The following is a 19,308-nucleotide window of genomic DNA, read 5'->3' as shown; positions in this document are numbered from 1 at the left end:
TAACTACCATTACCAACTGTCAGCTATTCCCATTGTTCTGAACGAGTGAATATGAATAGCTTAAGCTCTGGTGTATGGACAATGCAATCAAGATGATGTCATTGAACTGATATCAGGAAAAAAGAAAAGAAATGGACCGGGATATTCCGGCCCGTAATTCGTATTTAAATTGTTCGAATTAGAACAATCCCTTGCCGATGAACAGAGAAGAGAACAGGATAGCGATCATGTTCACTACTTTGATCAGAGCGTTAAGTGCAGGACCGGATGTGTCCTTGAATGGGTCACCGACTGTGTCACCGACAATTGCTGCCTTGTGAGCTTCAGATCCTTTTCCACCATATTCTCCGTCTTCGATGAGCTTCTTTGCGTTATCCCATGCTCCCCCACCATTGTTCATGGTCATAGCGAGGAGAAGACCTGAAACGATGATACCGATAAGCAATCCGCCAAGAGCTACCGGACCAAGCACGACTCCAACTAAAAGTGGAACGAAGATCGCGAGGATACCTGGAATTGCCATTTCACGGATAGCTGCTGCAGTAACGATGTCCACGCACTTGCCATATTCCGGCTTTGCGGTGCCTTCCATGATACCAGGGATCTCCCTGAACTGGCGGCGAACTTCGTTAACAATAGCGAATGCTGCCTTTCCTACTGCTTTCATTGTGACAGCAGTGAACAGGAATGGGAGCAGTGCACCGATAAGAAGACCAACGAGAACAACAGGGTTGTCAAGACTGAGTGAACCTGCTTCGAGGTTTACCTTGTGTCTGTAATCTGCGAAAAGTGCCAGTGCACCCAGTGCTGCAGAAGCTATTGCGTAACCCTTTGTTACAGCCTTTGTTGTGTTTCCGACTGCATCGAGTGCGTCGGTGATCTTGCGTACTTCCGCAGGCATCTTTGCCATTTCAGCGATACCACCAGCATTGTCGGTGATAGGGCCGTATGAGTCAAGAGCTACGATCATACCGGTAGTTGACAACATTGCTGCTGCTGCGATAGCAATACCGTAAATACCCAGAGCAGGATCAGTTGCACCGCCTGATATGAAGTAGGATCCAAGGATACCGGCAACGATTATGATAAGTGGAAGTGCAGTACTTTCGAATCCGATAGCAAGACCGGAGATGACATTTGTACCAGCACCGGTTTCGGATGCCTTGGCAATTGTCTTTACCGGACGGAAGCTTGTGGAAGTGTAGTACTCTGTAAATACTACCATCAATACCATTATGATAATACCCACAATAGATGCGTAGTACAATCTCATGTCACCCATGAGGGAATCGGTCACGAAATAGAATGCGATCAGACTAAGAATTGCTGATACTGCAACACCCTTATAGAGCGCCTTCATGATCTTTCCATCTTTGCCTACTTTCACGAAGAACATAGAGATGATGGATGCGAATATAGCCACTGAACCGAGGATCAATGGGTAAAGGATAGCATTTGGAAATTGTTCAAGGATCAGGGAACCAAGAAGCATTGATGCAAGAACGGTAACTACATATGTCTCGAACAGATCTGCACCCATACCAGCACAGTCACCGACATTGTCACCTACGTTGTCAGCAATGACACCAGCATTCCTTGGATCATCCTCAGGAATACCAGCCTCGATCTTACCTACAAGATCAGCACCGACATCCGCTGCCTTTGTGAAGATACCTCCACCGACCCTTGCGAAAAGGCTGATAAGACTTGCACCGAAACCGAATCCAATTACAAGGTCAACATCACCGAAAATAATATAGAAACCACTGGTACCCAGCAGTGCAAGACCTACTACTGCAAGTCCTGTCACAGCTCCACCGCGGAATGCGACGGACATTGCTTCCTGCAAGCCCTTTGAAGCTGCGTGTGCTGTCCTGACATTAGCCCTGACAGATACGTTCATTCCAACATATCCAGCAAGTGCAGATGCAGCTGCACCAACGAGGAATCCGATTGTGATCTTGCCACTGTCGTCTCCCAGAAGGAAGAACATCAGCGCAGCAAGAACAATTGCTACTACAGCTATGGTCTTATACTGACGGTTCAGATAAGCCATAGCACCCTCCTGGATCGCAAGTGATATATCCTGCATTTCCTTTGTGCCGGTTCCTTCCTTAAGAACACCGGAAGCAAAGAATGCAGCAAATGCCAAGCTTACGATACCTGCCAGAGGGGCAAGGTAAATTAAACTATCCATATTCATACTCCTTTTTGTTTAGATCTAGTAATTATTTGATCAATATGATACATTTTATAAATGTTACTGAATTATCGCTCCATTGAAGGAACGAATAGTTCAACTATATAAGATGCTAAAAGCAGGTTGAAATAGAACACACAAGATATGAATGTATCGTTTGTAAAATGTTAAACTGTTGTATTCTATGTCTAATTCACAGGTGTTAGACATATCCAATGCAAATCATTTCAATTCTTTCAAATTTTGCGTTACTAATATTTACTTGTAATACAATTCAACTCAATATGAGATCATTTTCTTTCATAGTACTACTATTGGTCATATTTTCCACATTCCTGCCAATGTGTGCATACGCTATGCCAGAAAATAATGATATCATCCATCTTGAGAAAGTGGTAATGAGCTTTGACAAGACCGATACTTCTGTAACGGTCACATATAGCCTCAATTTCTTTGCCAGAATGTACATTCTTGCCTTTGGTACAAGACATCTTGAATCGTCATTCATGGACATATTCTCAAAATATGAAGATGTAAAGATAGAGGAAGTCGGATATGACACTGTTAAGATATCGATAAAGAATGTCACAAGGCCCAGTGATGACTACTACCTGCACGACAGCCGCGATCTCGGTACCATAGTACATTCCATAGAAGTCATCTATCCCAACGGACAGACAAAGACATTAAACGATGTCAAAGCAACCCCCAATGTATTCTATCAGCAGATATGAAAAGAATAAATTTCAATACCTGAATAATGTACTTTTTATAATACATAAAATGGGAGAAAAGGAAGAAAACATTCTTTTGAACATAAACAGAATAGATTTCGAGCAGTTCAAGAAGGCAATAATAGTTCTAAAATACCTTCTGCCATGGCTACAAGTCCTATTTGCTGCTCGAAGAAATAATAAATATATAATAGTAACTACTCGACATTGGTAAATGTATTAAATATAAATAAGAAGTCATGAACATTCGTAATTTATTTATAACATTGTTAACAAAAGAATGTATGGCGCAGGTATTTTCTTAGACGTACCACCACACTCCCCATGCCCAAGTTTTTTCTAAAACCTGCGCTTATCATATAAACGGCATATGGCATTTTATCTACTTTTTTCAGAATTCCCTTTCAAGATTTGCAATATTATCGCAGACATTTTCACCAGATTCATATATAGAATATAAGATATTGAAAATTTACTTTAATTCTGCACTCCTTCAGTAACTATCAATATTTGTGCTGAAGCTTGTCATTTCATATTTGACCTGATTCTGATCAAACATCATACATTGAATCAACTTGATCCAATCACAATAATTTATGATATAATTAGAACAAGATCGCTCAAACTTACAAAATGGAATTAATAAAAAATATATTTACCATCCATATGACTGAATTTGTAAATATATAAAATCAAAAGAACACTTATAATTTAATACATATGAGAATGAATTTTTAATAAGGATACAAAATTGAAATATGGGCTGAATTATCAAGAACATTAATTGACCAGTACATATTTACCTGATTAATCGTTAACATTCATGCAGACCATTAAAAAATAGGGACTGGGGACACATGACAGAAACAATAGAATCTTTACTTAAAGAGCAAGATGAATTCCAACCACCAGAAGATTTTGTAAAAAATGCCAATATGAACGACCCTCATATATATGAAAAGGCTGAGGCTGATATCGAAGGGTTCTGGGAGGGACTGGCAGAGAACATCGACTGGTTCAAAAAATGGGACACTGTCCTTGACTGGCAGCCTCCCCATGCAAAATGGTTCAACGGTGGAAAACTGAATGCATCCTACAATTGTCTTGACCGCCATGTCCTGAAACATGGCGATAAGACCGCACTTATATGGGAAGGAGAAATGGAGAACTCCGAAACTTACACCTATAAGGAGCTCAGGGATGCAACTGCTCGTTTTGCTGCAGGTCTGAAAGAGCTCGGAGTGAAGAAAGGAGATGTCGTTACCATCTACCTCCCAATGATACCGGAAGCTGTCATAGCCATGCTTGCATGCTCAAGGATAGGTGCACCCCACAGTGTCGTATTTGCCGGCTTCTCATCAGAAGCACTGGCACAGCGCGTGGAAGATGCACATAGCCGATTTGTCATAACATGTAATGGTTACTTCCACAAAGGAAATCTCATACAGCAAAAGGAAAGAGCTGACAAGGGGCTTGAAAATGCCCCGGCGGTCGAAAAGGTAATTGTTGTTGACCATGCCGCGAACGTAATTCCAATGAAAGAGAAAAGGGACGTGTGGTGGAACGATGTAATTCATAACATGGATTCCGAATGCGAACCTGAACCCATGGATTCAGAAGATATACTTTTCATCATGTACACCAGCGGGACTACCGGCAGACCAAAGGGAGTTGTTCATACGACCGGCGGTTACATGGTCGGGACACACGTGACATCCAACTGGATCTTCGATCTAAAGGACGATGATATTTTCTGGTGTACTGCAGATATCGGATGGATCACAGGACACTCATATCTTGTCTACGGACCCCTCTCCAACGGTGCCACCATTGTAATGCACGAAGGAGCACCTGATTACCCGGACAAGGGTAGATTCTGGGACATTGTTGAAAAATACGGAGTGACGATATTCTACACAGCACCCACCGCAATACGCACTTTCATGAAGTGGGGAGAGGAAATACCCGAAAAGTATGACCTGTCCTCATTGCGACTTTTGGGAAGTGTAGGCGAGCCCATCAACCCGAAAGCATGGCTCTGGTACTATGAGATCATAGGCAAGTCGAAATGTCCTATCGTTGATACATGGTGGCAGACAGAGACCGGAATGATAATGATAAGCCCATTGCCGGGCATCACCACCATGAGACCGGGAACTGCGACACGACCATTCCCGGGAATTAAAGCCAATATCCTTGACGATGAAGGCAATGAAGTGCCAATGGGATCAGGAGGCTACCTTGCCCTTCAGAACCCCTGGCCAAGTATGATACGTACCATAAACGGGAACGAACAGAGGTTCATTGACACATACTGGAGCAAATGGGGAACCGAGACCTACCTTGCCGGTGATGGTGCACGTAAGGATGAGGACGGCAACTTCTGGATACTTGGAAGATTGGACGATGTGATCAAGGTATCAGGTCACAGGCTCGGAACAATGGAGATAGAAAGTGCACTTGTCTCACACCCCTCGGTTGCAGAAGCCGCGGTTGACGGTAAAGTGGACGAGATAAAAGGAGAGGTCATCTATGCCTATGTTATCCTCGAATCATCCTGTGGCGATCAATGTTCAATCCTTGAAGATGAATTGAAGCAGCATGTGGTAGATGAGATCGGACCTATCGCACGCCCAAAGAAGATCATCTTCACCGAGGAGCTGCCAAAGACGAGAAGCGGCAAGATAATGAGGCGTGTACTAAAGGCCATCACGAACGGAACAGAGATAGGGGACATATCCACACTCCAGGACCCGGCAGTTGTTGAAGCTCTGAAAAGAAAGGTTAATGAGATAGGGGAACAATGAACTAAGATAAAACGGACCAGCTATTGTATGTTCGGCTGGTGAGATACCGGACCTTAAAGGAGTTGCACAATGGAAAAAAAGAACCGACTCATCCTTGCTCTGGATGTAACTGACAGGGAGAATGCCCTTCGTATCGCTAATGAAGTTTCCGATTATGTGGATTCCATAAAAGTAGGATATCCACTGGTACTTGGAGAAGGCCTTGGCATAGTCAAGGAACTTGCAAAAATTGCACCTGTTATCGCTGATTTCAAGGTTGCCGACATACCCAATACTGACAGACTCATCTGTGAACACGTATTCAATGCCGGAGCTGCCGGGATCATCACCCACGGATTCACAGGTCGCGACAGCCTTGATTCCTGTGTGAAGGTTGCTGATGATTTCGGTACTGATGTCTATGTGGTCACAGAGATGAGCCACCCAGGCGGTGTGGAGTTCTTCCGCCCGGTTGCAGAGGATATCGCCAGGATGGCAGTGGAAGCAGGAGCATCAGGGGTTGTAGCGCCTGCAACAAGACCTGAAAGAGTAAAAGACATACGTAAGATCATCGGAGAGGAACTGAGCATTATCTCACCAGGTGTGGGAGCTCAGGGAGGCAGTGCTGCCGATGTTATAGGAGCAGGTGCTGACTGGGTGATAGTCGGAAGAAGCATATATAATTCCGATTCTCCGGCAGAAGCTGCAAAGAAGATATGCGATGAAATGAATTGCTGATATTGTATTCGCCTGTGATGATGAACTGGCCTGAATCTGTGATGAGCCCTATGAGTACTGAGGCGATACAATGAGCAATGATATGATGGAAAGAAAGATCCTTTTTGAAACTTCCGGAAAGGAAGTAATCTATCTGCAGGATAGTTCCCTTGTCGTAGAACTGCCAGAGGGAAGGAAAACACTTAGCACTTCCTGGCTTAATGGCGGCTACCACGACAACATCGAAAGCGTCATAAACCACACTATAGCTCACAGAAGCCACGGTGCAGCCGATCTTGAAGGCGGAAGTGTTGAAGAGTATCTGAAAATAATTTCGAAAAGGCTTGGAATTAAGCCTGAGAATTCTACAGGGATGCTTACCACAGCAACCATGGAGAACGCTGTTGTCGTTTCGGATTCCTTCAGAGGTCTTGAGATCACCGTCATTGTTACCGGAGGAGTGGAGATCAACGGCGGACGTGCCGGAGATGAAGCATCCTATTATCAGGAAGATGAGAACTTCGAACCTGTCGGAGGAACGATAAACGCTATTTTACTCATTGGTGCAGACCTTCCGGACTATGCCCTGACAAGAGCCATGATGACCGCTACCGAAGCCAAGACCGCTGCACTGCAACAGCTAATGGCACCCAGCCGCTATTCCAGTGGCCTAGCCACAGGTACTGGAACCGATATGATGATAATTGTGGCAGACAGCACAAGCCCCATCAAACTCACGGATGCAGGCAAGCATTCCAAATTAGGGGAACTTATCGGGAAATGCATGATAGAGGCTGTCATCAAGTCCATAGGGATGCAGTCGGGGATTACGCCCATTACGCAACGGGATATGCTTGTCAGGGTTGAAAGGTTCAACGTGGATGAGGCAATGTACTGGAAAGTGGCATCTACCCTTGAAGGTGAGAACAAGAAGCCAGTATTTATAGAGAAACTCCGCAGAGTTGCAAAGGACCCGACACTGGTAGGCCTGACAGCATCCGTACTTCACATCATGGATGAAGTCTCATGGGGACTAATACCGGAAAATGCAGGCAGGAAAGCAGCTTTTGCCATCATGAGAGAAGTGCCTTCAATTTTCGACATGGATATAGAGTTAACTTTTAACGATATATTGAACGATCATGATACCATTCTTGATAATTGGATACGAGTAACAGCCTGGGCCATAAAGAATAGTTGAGCCTGTTAAACCTTGGAACATACATTTTATTTTTAAGTCCTACATTATTTTTCATCCCCATCATTTCACCCCGCTATTACTGGAATATTCGAAATGTTTAAGTCCAGGATATCAATCCTTATAGACAAGTAAATAAGAAAACGGAGTTATTTTCATGAAAATACGAGAGATCATCATCAAATATTGTGATAATACTGAGAAAAAGGGTAACGGATTATTAATTCACAGCGGCCATCCTTCAGAAGAGATCGAACTACCGGAATTGTTCATGCATATGGAAGACTGGTCCGAAGAGCCTTCAAGAAATGTATGGAGAAGCGATGTTCATCGAATGGTGGTTATTAAAGAGGATGACAAGTTCAGCGTTTATGAACACGCGAGGATAGCAGGTTACCGTGTCCAGTTGCTGCAACTTGATGAAATGTACAGCGAAAAGGAAGAGAAGGACCTTACCGAACTTGGAGAAGTGTTCACTTTTGTGAACCATGCACATCGAATGAAAAAAAGGAAGTCTGGAACACCTTACATCACACATCCTATGGACGTTGCTTCCATACTCATCAAAGAGGCTGCATCTTCTGAACTGATCTTTGCAGGTTTGTTACATGATGTTGTAGAGGATTCTGAGTTCACCCTGGTTGATATTCGAAGAAGATATGGGGCCACAGTAGGCGATTATGTCGATGCGGTAACAGAACCTGCTGAACTAAAACAAGGTGATGATAAAGCGAACTGGAAAGCACGCAAGGAATACATGATAAGGTCCATCACGAGAGCAATGTCAGAAGTGAAACTGCTCTACTGTGCAGATAAACTTGCAAATATAAGAGATCTTATGCAGGATCTCGAAAAAGATGGAGAGAGTGTATGGGACAGGTTCAATGCACCCAAGGACGAGCAGGAATGGTATTATACATCAATGCTAGAAGCATTTGCAGCAGGTCCCCAGAACATTGCAGACACTTTTGTTTTCAAAGAGTTCAAGAAATGTGTTGAACAACTTTTCAGAGCAGACCTTTAAAATATATACTGAAAAAAAGAGTTCAGGAGCTGCCTGGAATATCAGGCAATTCTGGCAACTCTATTCATTGCATCCAGGAATTCGTGCGGCTCATGTGAACCTATCATAAGGTTCTTCCCATTTTTGAACTCGAGCATTATGCCACCATTGCCACTTACATTGTATGCCTTTCCTTTTCTACCATAACGTATTCCCCAGCCACCATAGTCCCTGAGGGCATTATAGGTAACCATACGATAGCTTGCAATATCATCGAAATCAAATCTTTTGAACTTGAGATGGAAGGGGAAGAAGCGTACATAAAGGCCATCGTACCGAACTTCTGTTTTGAGGTTCATTGAAAGGATAAGGGCAGGAAAGAAGAAGCCGAATACCACTGCGAACAGAGCTACCATATTGTCAGAGGCAGGGTTATCTCCGAATGGAATACCAAGAATGAGCTGCTGGTAAGCTCCATAAAAGATGATAGCTGACGGAGTTAGCAATATCATAATGAGCCAATATTGTCTGAATTTTTGTGTTTCACTGAATAGCGTAGTATTTTCGACCATGTTGATGCCCATATTAATTCCATATATCCTAATGTTTGACTAAATGTCGTCAAATGCATAAATAATTAATCATGTTCCCAGATATAAATTAAAAATAAAATAATCATAAAATTAAAAAAAAGTGAAATGTTTATTACAATAAAGATACAATCGAATAAAAAAAATCAGAATGAAGGTTCTAAAAAAAGACAACAATGGAGTTATTCAATAACTACTGAAAGATTAATTAAAATTATTGTGAAAAAGGAACATGGATATTGAGATCTCCATACTGATGCTACTATTGTCCGTACTTGCCGGATATACGCTTGGAATATTCTCAGGACTTGTACCCGGCATACACACGAACAACTTCGCACTTATGCTGGTGGCATTCGCCCCCATCTTCATGGACTGGGGCATCCCTCCAACATACATAGCAGTGGCCATAGTTGCAAATTCCCTGTCCCACACCTTCCACGACATCATCCCGGCAATATATCTTGGCGCCCCCAACGATGACATGGCACTGGCAGTTCTCCCAGGACATCGATTGTTGCTCGATGGATATGGGTCCGAGGCCATCCGCCTGTCCGCACTTGGAAGTGCCGGATCGGTGGTATTTTCACTCTTACTCGCAGTCCCATTGGCATTTGCTTTCAGCATACTCTATCCTGTCCTGCAATCCTACCTTGGCTGGTTGCTCCTGCTTATCTCCATAGCCCTTATAATGACGGAAAAAGGAGAGACTGTGATAAACCAGGGTTCCCTTGTGAAATATAAATACAAGGCATACGCCCTTATCCTCTTCCTTCTCACAGGAATACTGGGAACCTTTGCATTCAGAATGGAAAGTAATATGAGTCCACTGATAGACATCGGCTCTGCGTCAATACTGCTTCCACTACTCAGCGGGCTTTTCGGAGCATCACAGCTTATCATCAGTTTGTTCTCAGGTTCCAGCATCCCCCCACAGAAATATTCGAAAATGGAACTCCCTGCAAAAAGAATAATCAGAGGAGTTATAACCGGAAGTGCAGCTGGTTCCATTGTGGCCTGGCTTCCCGGAATATCCTCATCCATAGCCGCAGTTCTTGCGAGACTTTTCATAAGAAGTGATTTTGAAAAAGGGACAGTAAATGAAAATGATGAATTCGATGAACAGATGGAGGGATCAAAGGAGTTCATAATAGCAGTATCAGGTGTGAACACCGCGAATGCGATCTTCGGATTGTTCGCCCTTGCTGTCATCGGAAAAACACGTAGTGGAGCAATGGTGGCCATCAACGAGATAATAGATGCAGCCAGTTTAGACCAACAGTTCATCCTCCTTTTCCTTATAGTAATATCCCTTACAGCTTTCCTCTCATATTTCTCCACCATTAAGATAGGAAACAACATACACAGGCTACTTGCAAAGCTCGATTACTCGAAGATATGTATCACGGTCCTCGCAGGACTCACACTGATGAGCCTGCTTTTCACCGGATATTTCGGCCTGATGATATTCATGATAGCAATACCACTTGGCATGTCAGCATCCTTTATGAAGATACGAAGGTCACATGCAATGGGAGTGATATTGCTGCCGGTGATATTGTACTTTTTGTGATTACTAAATGAATATTTAGGATCAGTTTCGGATTTTACAATTGGTAGTATGACAGGAAGTAGGTCACAACACTATTCTAATATATGAAAAGTGATTGGACATAATCGTTAAAGAAGCCGTTATTGAAGTTCAATTTGAGCATTTACACAGCTTCTTTCCAGCGTATCCTTCTTCTCCCTCACACAGAACACGAAAATCTTCACAGATATAGAGAGAAGAAACTTCCCACTCCTTTTCGTTCAGGCACGAACCACAGTTCCTGCACATACTAACCATTTTGATTTCTTTATCAGTCATATCAGATCCGCCGTTTTTTACCATAAAACTTGATCCAGAATAAGAATGTGAGATAAACCTATTTAGGTGTTGCCACACTATGTAAAAAGAGAAGGAGTGGTTGAACATGGTAACTAAAGAAGACGTGATGGAAGTCCTTAAGAAATGCTATGACCCCGAAATCCCGATCAATATAGTGGACCTTGGACTGGTTTACGATGTCAATGTTGAAGGCGACCGAGTCCATATCAAGATGACACTGACAACACCTGGCTGCCCCATGTACGCAATGATACTGGACAATGTCAGGCAGAAGGTTGAATCGATCGACGGCATAAAGACGGCAGAAGTCGAATTGGTCTGGGAGCCACCATGGACACCTGATCGGATATCAAAAGGCGAATGAGAATGAAATTATTGCAGGGCTAATACTGATGGGGCTTTTATTTATAGGTTTTTTCGACCTGATGAAATTCAGGACAGCACTTAATTGCTTGAGTGACAAAGCCTTCCTGTTTGAAGATGCTATGGTACTTCTAAATAACTTATCGGTTACGTTTGCGGTCTTCAAAATAGGATAAAAAGGATTGTATAGGCAAGTGCTCTGGATTTAAGTTGCACTTTTTTGGGGAATAGTACCGGTAATTGCATTATGTGGAACTACAATGTGACTCGAGATATTCATATAATATAAAAATAATTGAGTATGTGATTCATATGAGTGGCAGTAGAATTTTGAAAATAAGGGATATCAGAAGCAAGAACATTTCAAATACAATATCTGTCGAAGGCGAAGTTTCAGGCATAAAAGAAATTCATCCTAAATGGAAAACTACTGCTTATATGTGTAATAATTGCGAATTTGTTATGTACTTACCAGTTAAAGGACCTAAAATTGGGAAACCAGTACTTTGTGAAAATGAAAGTTGTGGGAATAAATCGGGCTTTACTCTTTTAAAAAAAAAATCATCACTTACCGATTCTCAACAGATCTGGATTGAAGAATTGACTCCTATTGATCCAATTAATCCAAGATCATTACTTGTTTATTTAGAAGAAGATTTGGTGGATACTGTAAATGTTAAAGATAAGATCATTGTAACTGGAGTACTAAATCCAGAATTCAAATCAACATCTACAACTGGCGATTTTGTTTTAGAAGCTAAATCAATTGAAAAAATTAAAGAGAAGAATGTGGTTGGCGATAATAAAGCAGGAACGGATTTAACAGAAGACAAAAAGGAAATCGTTAAAATAATTGAACAACTTAGCTCATCTTACCCTCATAAAGCTTCACTTGAAGATGTTTATCAGGAGGCTTTTAAGTTACATATTAGGCGCGAACGTGCTGAGAAGTGTATTACAGAACTTAAACGCCGTGGGGATTTAATGGCTCCGGATAGTAAGTATGTCAAGTATATGGGAAACTGAGTTGCAGTCTGATCGGGTTTAGTACCTGATCAACATTTTTTCTTAAATCCAGCTTCACTCAACCCTAAGCGCATCCACAGGACACTTTTGAACGCACTTCATACAACTGATGCAGGCAGCATCCCTGACAACATCCTTCTTTGAAACGTCGATCCACATCGGACACACTCTGTCACACACACCGCATGAACTGCAAAGCGAATCATCACGCTTTATCTTCCTTATCTTGACCAGGTTCGTCAATGAGGCCGCTGCTCCTTCTTTACAGAAATACCTGCATGCAGCCCTGTCCACGAAAAAGGAAATCAGTATGGAAACCACCATGATCAGTAGTAGACCATCTATTACCACGGATCCCATGATGGTATCATCAATGAGCTGGAATTCATACAGCAACAGGGCGGTCAGTAAGAAGAGCAATACTACATAGCGTAAATATAGTAATGGCTTATGGATGCTTTTTGGGATAAGTTTGTTATATCTTTTGCCGAGTACCCTTTTTCCCATTGAACCAATGATGTTCTGGAACATGCCCCTTGGGCACATCCAGCCGCAATAGACAGGACCAAATAGCAGAGCGACAGGAACGGACAGGAGCACGACATAGAATGTTGACTGTGAGCCAAAATATATGAAGATGGCAAGGCCAATAAGCTGGAGGCTCAGCCTGAACCACTCGACCTTTTCTATCTTTTGCGACATTGATCTGATATTCTTTGCTGCTTCCAACAGCATGCCTCCAATGATTGTTAGGGTATTATCGAACAATGTAGATGAAAAACTCCTATTCAATATATAGCTTATTAAAGGTACAGCCAAATGTAGAATGAGGGTAATTGAAATACGTACACTGATGAAGATCGTTACATTAGCCACAATAATACTGATCATAGCAGAAGGATAGCTAATGGGAACATATTCCAGAAAGTAAAGGAAAAGAGAGGTAGAAGAAAGAGAAAGAAGGAGCTTTCATTCCAGAAGTTCAGTATCCTCATGGGAATAGGCAGGGGAGCAGCAACACAATATCTTCAGGGATTCGCCCCCGGTATTTTCGATCTTGTGGGCAACACCTGAATTGATCAGTACGGTGTCACCGACACTCACCTCGAAAACTTCTGAACCGAGGGTCATTAGACCACTACCGGTCGTTATGTGATAGATCTCCCCTGCGACCGTATGTCGATGTGCAAGGGTTGAACTGCCCATTAGAACTATGGCTTCTGCAACGCTCTGCCTCTCACTGCCACCTCCATTGGGGTGCATAAGTTCCCTTATTATAGAATCGTCCTTTGTTATGAACGGCTCGATCTTATCATATTCAGTTCTCATCCTTTGTCCCTTCGTCTTTGAAGCCTTCGATCATCTCAAGCATCCTGTCCTTGATCTCAATGAATGGAGCGATATTCTCAAGTCCCGAATCCAGAGGGGCCTTACCTTCAAAGTCCGCATTCATAAGCTCGGCAGAGAACGGGATCTCCCCAAGTACAGTGATGCCAAGTTCTGCAAGTTTAGGCTTGATATCCGAAGAAGTTCCTTTATTAACAACAGCAGCAAGATGTTCGATGCCAATGCCGGATGCAAGGTCCTTTATCCTGCTTGCAGTTTCTATGGAACGCATCCCGGGTTCCACGACTATTATCATTAGATCGATACCGCGTGTGGTCCCACGGCCCAGATGTTCTATACCTGCCTCCATATCCATGATCAGTGCACTGGAATCCTTCAGGACAACATGCCTTAGCAATGCTCTTAAAAAAGAAGATGCAGGGCACATGCAGCCGCTTCCGCCACGTTCGACCGTGCCCATGACGAGCATTTTCACGCCATCGGGTCCAGTGACACCGTATTTGTCCGTGATATCATCTACCTTTGGATTGTACTTGAACATCCCTCCAGCCTCACCTGCACGTTCATCGATCATTTCCTTATAATTCGTAAGTGGCAATGGCGGTTTATCAATTCCCAATGAAGATGCAAGGTTCATATCCGAATCTGCATCAATAGCAAGCACATCATACCCATCCCTTGCAAGCAATCTTGCGATCGTACCGGACAATGTGGTCTTACCCACGCCCCCTTTACCTGTAACTGCGATCTTTACCATTGGTCAACCCTCTTAAATATTTAAACTATGAAATTTTGTTTTTTTAACAAGCCTTATACACAATATGTACGCGATATAATTATTTAAACCGCTCCGAACCCCCAACATACCTTTATAAGTATCCCAAATATATAATTGCAACATACCATGAATGAACGCTCAACAAAGATCCAGCAGATACTGGCAGTTATACTGGTACTGAATTTACTGGTCGCTTTTGTAAAGATAGTCTATGGTACACTTACAAATACCCTCAGTATGAAGTCAGACGGGTATCACTCCCTCTTTGACGGAATATCCAACATCGTCGGTATTGTCGCTATCTTCGTAGCAGCAAAGCCTCCGGACAAGAGCCACCCTTACGGACATCAGAAGTTCGAGACCCTGGCGTCGATCATCATTGCGATCCTTATCATCTTCGTGGGTTTCGAAATAATTCACAATTCAATTGATAGGTTCACTTCGAACATAAGTCCGAATGTGACGAACCTGAGCTTCCTGGTAATGATAGGGACGATGGCAATCAACGTCATGGTCACCGAATATGAGCGCCGCAAAGGTGAACAGTTAAGCAGCGAGATCCTGCTTGCAGACTCCATACACACCAGAAGCGACATATTCGTTTCACTTTCGGTCCTGGTAGCATTGGTAGCTATAGAAGCAGGCTATCCCATAATCGACCCCCTGATATCACTGATCATAGCAGCGGTCATTGTAAAGGCCGGAGTTAGTATAATCCTTAGCAGCAGCAAGACACTCTGTGATGCAGCCCAGCTTGAAGAGGAAATGATATGTTCACTTGCCTACGAGGTAGAAGGCGTGGAGAACTGCCATAAGATAAGGACCCGAGGGTGCATTGGGGATATCCATATCGACCTTCATATAATGGTAAGACCGGATATGCCGCTCTACGAGGCACATGCAATATCGCATAAAGTGATGGACCACCTTAAGAGCAAAATTAAAGGCGTCTCTGAAGTTATGGTGCATATTGACCCTCTGAAAGAACAATAATAAAATAACATCAAATGGAATAGATAAACATGCCCGGAAATACCTTTGGCCATTCTTTCAGGATAACAACCTGGGGAGAATCACACGGACGTGCATTGGGAGTCGTTATAGACGGCGTACCCGCAGGACTTCCCCTTGACACAGAGATAGTACAGAAAGAGCTTGACAGGCGACGTCCCGGCCAAAGCGCTGTATCCACACCGCGTTCTGAGGCAGACAAGGTGGAGATCCTTTCAGGTATCTTTGAAGGAAAAGCTACAGGCACACCCATTTCCATGATGGTATGGAACAAGGATGCTGATTCGAGTTCTTACGACAATATCAAAGACCTACCCAGACCGGGACATGCAGATTATCCATACATGGAAAAATACGGTATCCGTGACCATCGGGGAGGAGGACGTTCTTCCGCACGTGAGACCATCGGAAGAGTTGCAGCAGGAGCTGTTGCAAAAGAAGTACTTTCAAATTTTGGCATTGATATCATTGCACATGTGACAGAACTTGGCGGCATCCGTGCAAAAGAGATGGCATTTGATACGATCAAGGCAAACCTTGAAAAGACACCTGTAAGGTGTGCCGATCTGGAAGCAGCGCAATCGATGCTCGAAGAGGTTGGCAAATCACGAGAAGAACATGAAAGCATAGGCGGTGTTGTCGAAATAATAGCCATCGGGCTGCCACCGGGGATAGGAGAGCCTGTTTTCGATAAACTTGATGCCGATATAGCAAAAGCGATCATGAGCATCGGTGCCGTCAAAGGTGTTGAGATAGGGATTGGAAGTGAAGCAGCACAGATGAAGGGTAGCCAGATGAACGACCCGTTCGTACTGGAAGACGGGAAGATAATCGCACAGACCAATAATGCCGGCGGTATACTCGGAGGACTTTCCACAGGAATGCCCATAATCTGCCGTGCAAGTGTCAAGCCCACACCATCCATCTCAAAAGTACAGCATACGGTCAATACAAAAGAGATGAAGAATAGCGAAATTGTTATCAAAGGCCGTCATGACCCGACCATCCCACCACGAATGGTTCCCGTTGCAGAAGCCATGATGGCATTGGTGCTGGTCGACCACATGATAAGAAGCGGCCATATTCATCCGAACTCGCTTTTGAAACAATGATATTCCTTCGGCTGAAATAAATATTATTATTTGAAAAATGGTCTTAAAAATAAGAAGAGATCATTTTAAAAAAGAACATGAAGCCACCGAGATGGTGGCATTGTTCTATTATTTATCTGTTGCACATTTATTGTGCGTTGGGGCACGGTCATTGCATGACCTTAGATGGTCAGCTTGTCCATTCTTGCCACAGCTTCTTCGATACGCTCTACAGACTGGGTAAGAGCGAACCTTATGTAGCCTTCTCCGTATTCACCAAAGCCAACACCAGGAGTCGCAACAATACCGGACTCTTCGAGCAAGAGCTTTGAGAATCCCATGGAATCATATCCGTCAGGGGTAGGAACCCACATGTAGAATGTTGCTTTTGGTGCCTTTGCATCAAGACCAATGCCCCTGAGACCTTTAAGAAGTGCATCACGCCTCTTCTGATAGATGCTGTTCATATCAGCAACACACTGCTGTGAGCTTGAGACTGCGGTGATGCCTGCCCTCTGAACTGCATCGAAAGCACCGGAATCGATGTTGGATTTTACCTTTCCAAAGCCTTTTATGAGGTCCTTGTTACCAACAGCGAATGCAAGTCTCCATCCGGTCATGTTGTAGGTCTTGGACATGGAATAAAGTTCCATGCCGACATCCATTGCCCCATCAACACTGAGGAAGCTTGGTGCGGTGTAATCATCATAGACCATTTCTGAATATGCGTTGTCGTGAACAACGATGATGTCGTTGTTCTTTGCGAACTCAACGACCTCTTTGAAGAACTTCACATCAGCAGTAGCGGATGTGGGGTTATTCGGATAGTTCAGGAACATGAGCTTTGCCTTTGCAAGCTTGTCTGCAGGAATTGCGTCAAAGTCAGGAAGGAAGCCATTCTCCTCAACAAGAGGCATGATGTGCGGTTCTCCGCCTGCGAACTGGGTTCCGATCTTGTAAACAGGGTATCCGGGATCAGGGATCAATGCCACGTCACCAGGGTTGACAAAAGCAAGAGGAATGTGTGCGACACCTTCCTTTGAACCTATAAGTGTCAGTGTCTCCGTTGCAGCATCAAGCTCAAGACCTCGTGTGTCCTTGCACCAGTTTGCCACAGCTTCCCTGAACTCGATCATACCGGTGTATGAAGGATATCTGTGGGTTGCAGGGTCTCTGACCGCTTCACACATTGACTCAACGATGTGTTCAGGAGTAGGCATGTCAGGGTCACCGACACCAAGGTCGATCACATCGACGCCTTTTGCCTTTACAGCAGCTTTGGCTTCATCTATAGTTGCGAATAAATAAGGGGGTAGGGCATTGATTCTATCTGCGTACATATATTCACCTTTTTAAATAGGATAATAATCTCCGTTTTTAGCGCATTATTGCTACAAACCTATTTAAGAATCATGGGTGAGATGGAAATTATCAGTGTTTATAGATTGATAGGAGGTCGGCAGATATATCGGCATCTCAGTCATCCTTTTCCACAACGCCCAGTTCTCCCCCTTTGTCCCTTAGAAGATCAGCAGAAAGAAAATCAGCATCATTTGGAAGCATAAGTTCAAAGCCTGATGTGGAGTCTATGCTCACAGTACCATTGATAAGCGTATAATCAAGAACGTGTCCACCTTCGGTACGTTCTGAATCGATAAAATGGAAATGATATCCGGGGACGTTCATGCCCTCTACATAATAAGGAAGCCAGAAGCCTACGATGCTGCCTTCCACATCCTCATGTTCGAACACTGCCTGTTCACTTGCAACCACATCCACAAGTAAAGGATAGGGTTTATCCTGTGCGGGAACACTGCGAACCTTCATCGAACTGAAATTGCCATCTATTCTAATGGCATACATGATATTCTTAGAAGGAAATGCCTGTTCCAGCACAAAAGCGACCTCTGAAGAATTCACCGTATCTTGCATAACAATGACCTCATCGGCTGCAAACCCGGTGACCGCTGCAAAGGGTGTGAGCAGGGTATCATCTGCCATATACGCCAGACCATCGGTCCTTATCTGATAGACCTCACCATCTATCACTATCATCTCACCATCGAGTGTATTAAAGGTCCCAAGGCCGGTATCGCCTTTTTCTTTTAGCTCTTTGATCGTTACCTCACCATCATAAAGACCCTCAAGTAGGGCATCGATGGTAGATACCTGATAGAGCACATCATTTTGCATGCCGGTATGAATGGTATTGAGCTCATTGCCATTCTGTCCCACACATCCGGAGAACAGAAGAGAACATGTCAATAGAATTATAGATAGCATCAATAAGGTCCTTTTAATCATTTGTATATCTCCCGAACAACCATAATAAATACTGAATAAGAATATAAATGATAGTATTAAATATTTCTATTCTTTATTTCCAGATATAAAAGTTGGCATCGAGCAAAATTATTAAATAAAATATATCACCAATTTATGTTAGACCTATTAATTATATAAACGATTTAAAAATAAACATCATTGAAATTCGGACAGAACATTAAATTTGGCATCGTACCAAAAATAGTGTTCCGAAAATATGCTATAAAAATATTCGGATCAAAATATAG

At 43.2% G+C, this 19,308-nt stretch carries 18 protein-coding genes; 10 read left to right on the top strand and 8 right to left on the bottom strand.

What is annotated here, in order from left to right:
- Positions 1 to 178 precede the first annotated feature (178 nt).
- On the bottom strand, positions 179 to 2,197 hold the full coding sequence (locus tag AC20MK_RS03785; protein WP_487356665.1) for a sodium-translocating pyrophosphatase: 2,019 nt from the start codon (positions 2,195 to 2,197) through the stop codon (positions 179 to 181).
- Positions 2,198 to 2,556: 359 nt separating this feature from the next.
- Here AC20MK_RS03785 and AC20MK_RS03780 point away from each other — a divergent pair, with 359 nt between their 5' ends.
- The 5 genes from AC20MK_RS03780 (at position 2,557) to AC20MK_RS03760 (ending at position 8,659) form a co-directional block, all read left to right on the top strand.
- Positions 2,557 to 2,934: a hypothetical protein gene (locus AC20MK_RS03780; RefSeq protein WP_487356664.1), complete on the top strand. Its 378-nt coding sequence runs from the start codon at positions 2,557 to 2,559 to the stop codon at positions 2,932 to 2,934.
- A gap of 857 nt (positions 2,935 to 3,791) precedes the next feature.
- Positions 3,792 to 5,741, top strand: a complete 1,950-nt coding sequence (acs, locus tag AC20MK_RS03775) for an acetate--CoA ligase (RefSeq protein ID WP_487356663.1) — start codon at positions 3,792 to 3,794, stop codon at positions 5,739 to 5,741.
- A gap of 69 nt (positions 5,742 to 5,810) precedes the next feature.
- A complete protein-coding gene (pyrF, locus tag AC20MK_RS03770; RefSeq protein WP_487356662.1) occupies positions 5,811 to 6,458 on the top strand; it encodes an orotidine-5'-phosphate decarboxylase in 648 nt (215 codons plus the stop codon).
- 70 nt (positions 6,459 to 6,528) lie between these two features.
- Positions 6,529 to 7,638 carry an adenosylcobinamide amidohydrolase gene (locus AC20MK_RS03765; protein WP_487356661.1) on the top strand — a complete coding sequence of 370 codons (1,110 nt, stop codon included), beginning with the start codon at positions 6,529 to 6,531 and terminating at the stop codon, positions 7,636 to 7,638.
- Positions 7,639 to 7,792: 154 nt separating this feature from the next.
- Entirely contained in the window at positions 7,793 to 8,659 is an 867-nt protein-coding gene (locus AC20MK_RS03760; protein ID WP_487356660.1) for an HD domain-containing protein, read from the top strand.
- A 41-nt stretch (positions 8,660 to 8,700) separates the two neighbouring features.
- On the opposite strand, the gene AC20MK_RS03755 is transcribed toward AC20MK_RS03760, so the two are convergent.
- The gene (locus AC20MK_RS03755) at positions 8,701 to 9,210 is read right to left on the bottom strand and encodes a DUF6141 family protein (RefSeq protein ID WP_487356659.1); all 510 of its coding nucleotides are present in this window, start codon (positions 9,208 to 9,210) and stop codon (positions 8,701 to 8,703) included.
- A 250-nt stretch (positions 9,211 to 9,460) separates the two neighbouring features.
- Between AC20MK_RS03755 and AC20MK_RS03750 the strand changes: the two genes are divergently transcribed.
- Positions 9,461 to 10,801, top strand: coding sequence for a tripartite tricarboxylate transporter permease (locus tag AC20MK_RS03750; protein WP_487356658.1), 1,341 nt, complete (start codon positions 9,461 to 9,463; stop codon positions 10,799 to 10,801).
- Positions 10,802 to 10,930: 129 nt separating this feature from the next.
- Here the strand turns inward: AC20MK_RS03750 and AC20MK_RS03745 are convergent, their stop codons facing one another.
- Positions 10,931 to 11,122, bottom strand: coding sequence for a hypothetical protein (locus AC20MK_RS03745; protein ID WP_487356657.1), 192 nt, complete (start codon positions 11,120 to 11,122; stop codon positions 10,931 to 10,933).
- Positions 11,123 to 11,204: 82 nt separating this feature from the next.
- On the opposite strand from AC20MK_RS03745, the gene AC20MK_RS03740 reads away from it, so the two are divergent.
- Positions 11,205 to 11,483 (top strand): metal-sulfur cluster assembly factor, encoded by a 279-nt coding sequence (locus AC20MK_RS03740; protein ID WP_487356656.1) that lies wholly within the window; start codon positions 11,205 to 11,207, stop codon positions 11,481 to 11,483.
- Positions 11,484 to 11,794: 311 nt separating this feature from the next.
- Positions 11,795 to 12,508 (top strand): hypothetical protein, encoded by a 714-nt coding sequence (locus tag AC20MK_RS03735; RefSeq protein WP_487356655.1) that lies wholly within the window; start codon positions 11,795 to 11,797, stop codon positions 12,506 to 12,508.
- A gap of 54 nt (positions 12,509 to 12,562) precedes the next feature.
- Here AC20MK_RS03735 and AC20MK_RS03730 read toward each other — a convergent pair whose 3' ends face one another.
- The 3 genes from AC20MK_RS03730 to AC20MK_RS03720 all read right to left on the bottom strand — a co-directional run bounded on the left by AC20MK_RS03730 (position 12,563) and on the right by AC20MK_RS03720 (position 14,612).
- Positions 12,563 to 13,243 (bottom strand): 4Fe-4S binding protein, encoded by a 681-nt coding sequence (locus AC20MK_RS03730; protein WP_487356654.1) that lies wholly within the window; start codon positions 13,241 to 13,243, stop codon positions 12,563 to 12,565.
- A 234-nt stretch (positions 13,244 to 13,477) separates the two neighbouring features.
- Positions 13,478 to 13,837 carry a cupin domain-containing protein gene (locus AC20MK_RS03725; protein WP_487356653.1) on the bottom strand — a complete coding sequence of 120 codons (360 nt, stop codon included), beginning with the start codon at positions 13,835 to 13,837 and terminating at the stop codon, positions 13,478 to 13,480.
- Positions 13,827 to 14,612: an ATP-binding protein gene (locus AC20MK_RS03720; RefSeq protein ID WP_487356652.1), complete on the bottom strand. Its 786-nt coding sequence runs from the start codon at positions 14,610 to 14,612 to the stop codon at positions 13,827 to 13,829. The genes AC20MK_RS03725 and AC20MK_RS03720 overlap by 11 nt, the downstream gene beginning before the upstream one ends.
- Before the next feature lie 147 nt (positions 14,613 to 14,759).
- On the opposite strand from AC20MK_RS03720, the gene AC20MK_RS03715 reads away from it, so the two are divergent.
- Both AC20MK_RS03715 and aroC read left to right on the top strand, forming a co-directional pair.
- Complete coding sequence (locus AC20MK_RS03715) at positions 14,760 to 15,626, top strand: cation diffusion facilitator family transporter (RefSeq protein ID WP_487356651.1); 867 nt, start codon at positions 14,760 to 14,762, stop codon at positions 15,624 to 15,626.
- A 29-nt stretch (positions 15,627 to 15,655) separates the two neighbouring features.
- Positions 15,656 to 16,756, top strand: coding sequence for a chorismate synthase (gene aroC, locus AC20MK_RS03710; RefSeq protein WP_487356650.1), 1,101 nt, complete (start codon positions 15,656 to 15,658; stop codon positions 16,754 to 16,756).
- Between the two features lie 161 nt (positions 16,757 to 16,917).
- Here aroC and AC20MK_RS03705 read toward each other — a convergent pair whose 3' ends face one another.
- Positions 16,918 to 18,075 (bottom strand): LL-diaminopimelate aminotransferase, encoded by a 1,158-nt coding sequence (locus AC20MK_RS03705; protein ID WP_487356649.1) that lies wholly within the window; start codon positions 18,073 to 18,075, stop codon positions 16,918 to 16,920.
- Positions 18,076 to 18,211: 136 nt separating this feature from the next.
- Positions 18,212 to 19,039: an acetolactate decarboxylase gene (budA, locus tag AC20MK_RS03700; protein ID WP_487356648.1), complete on the bottom strand. Its 828-nt coding sequence runs from the start codon at positions 19,037 to 19,039 to the stop codon at positions 18,212 to 18,214.
- Positions 19,040 to 19,308 lie beyond the last annotated feature (269 nt).

This window comes from Methanococcoides sp. DA23 (assembly GCF_057593895.1).
Note: the sequence above shows the minus strand (reverse complement) of the source record. Positions and strands in the feature narration are given on the sequence as shown.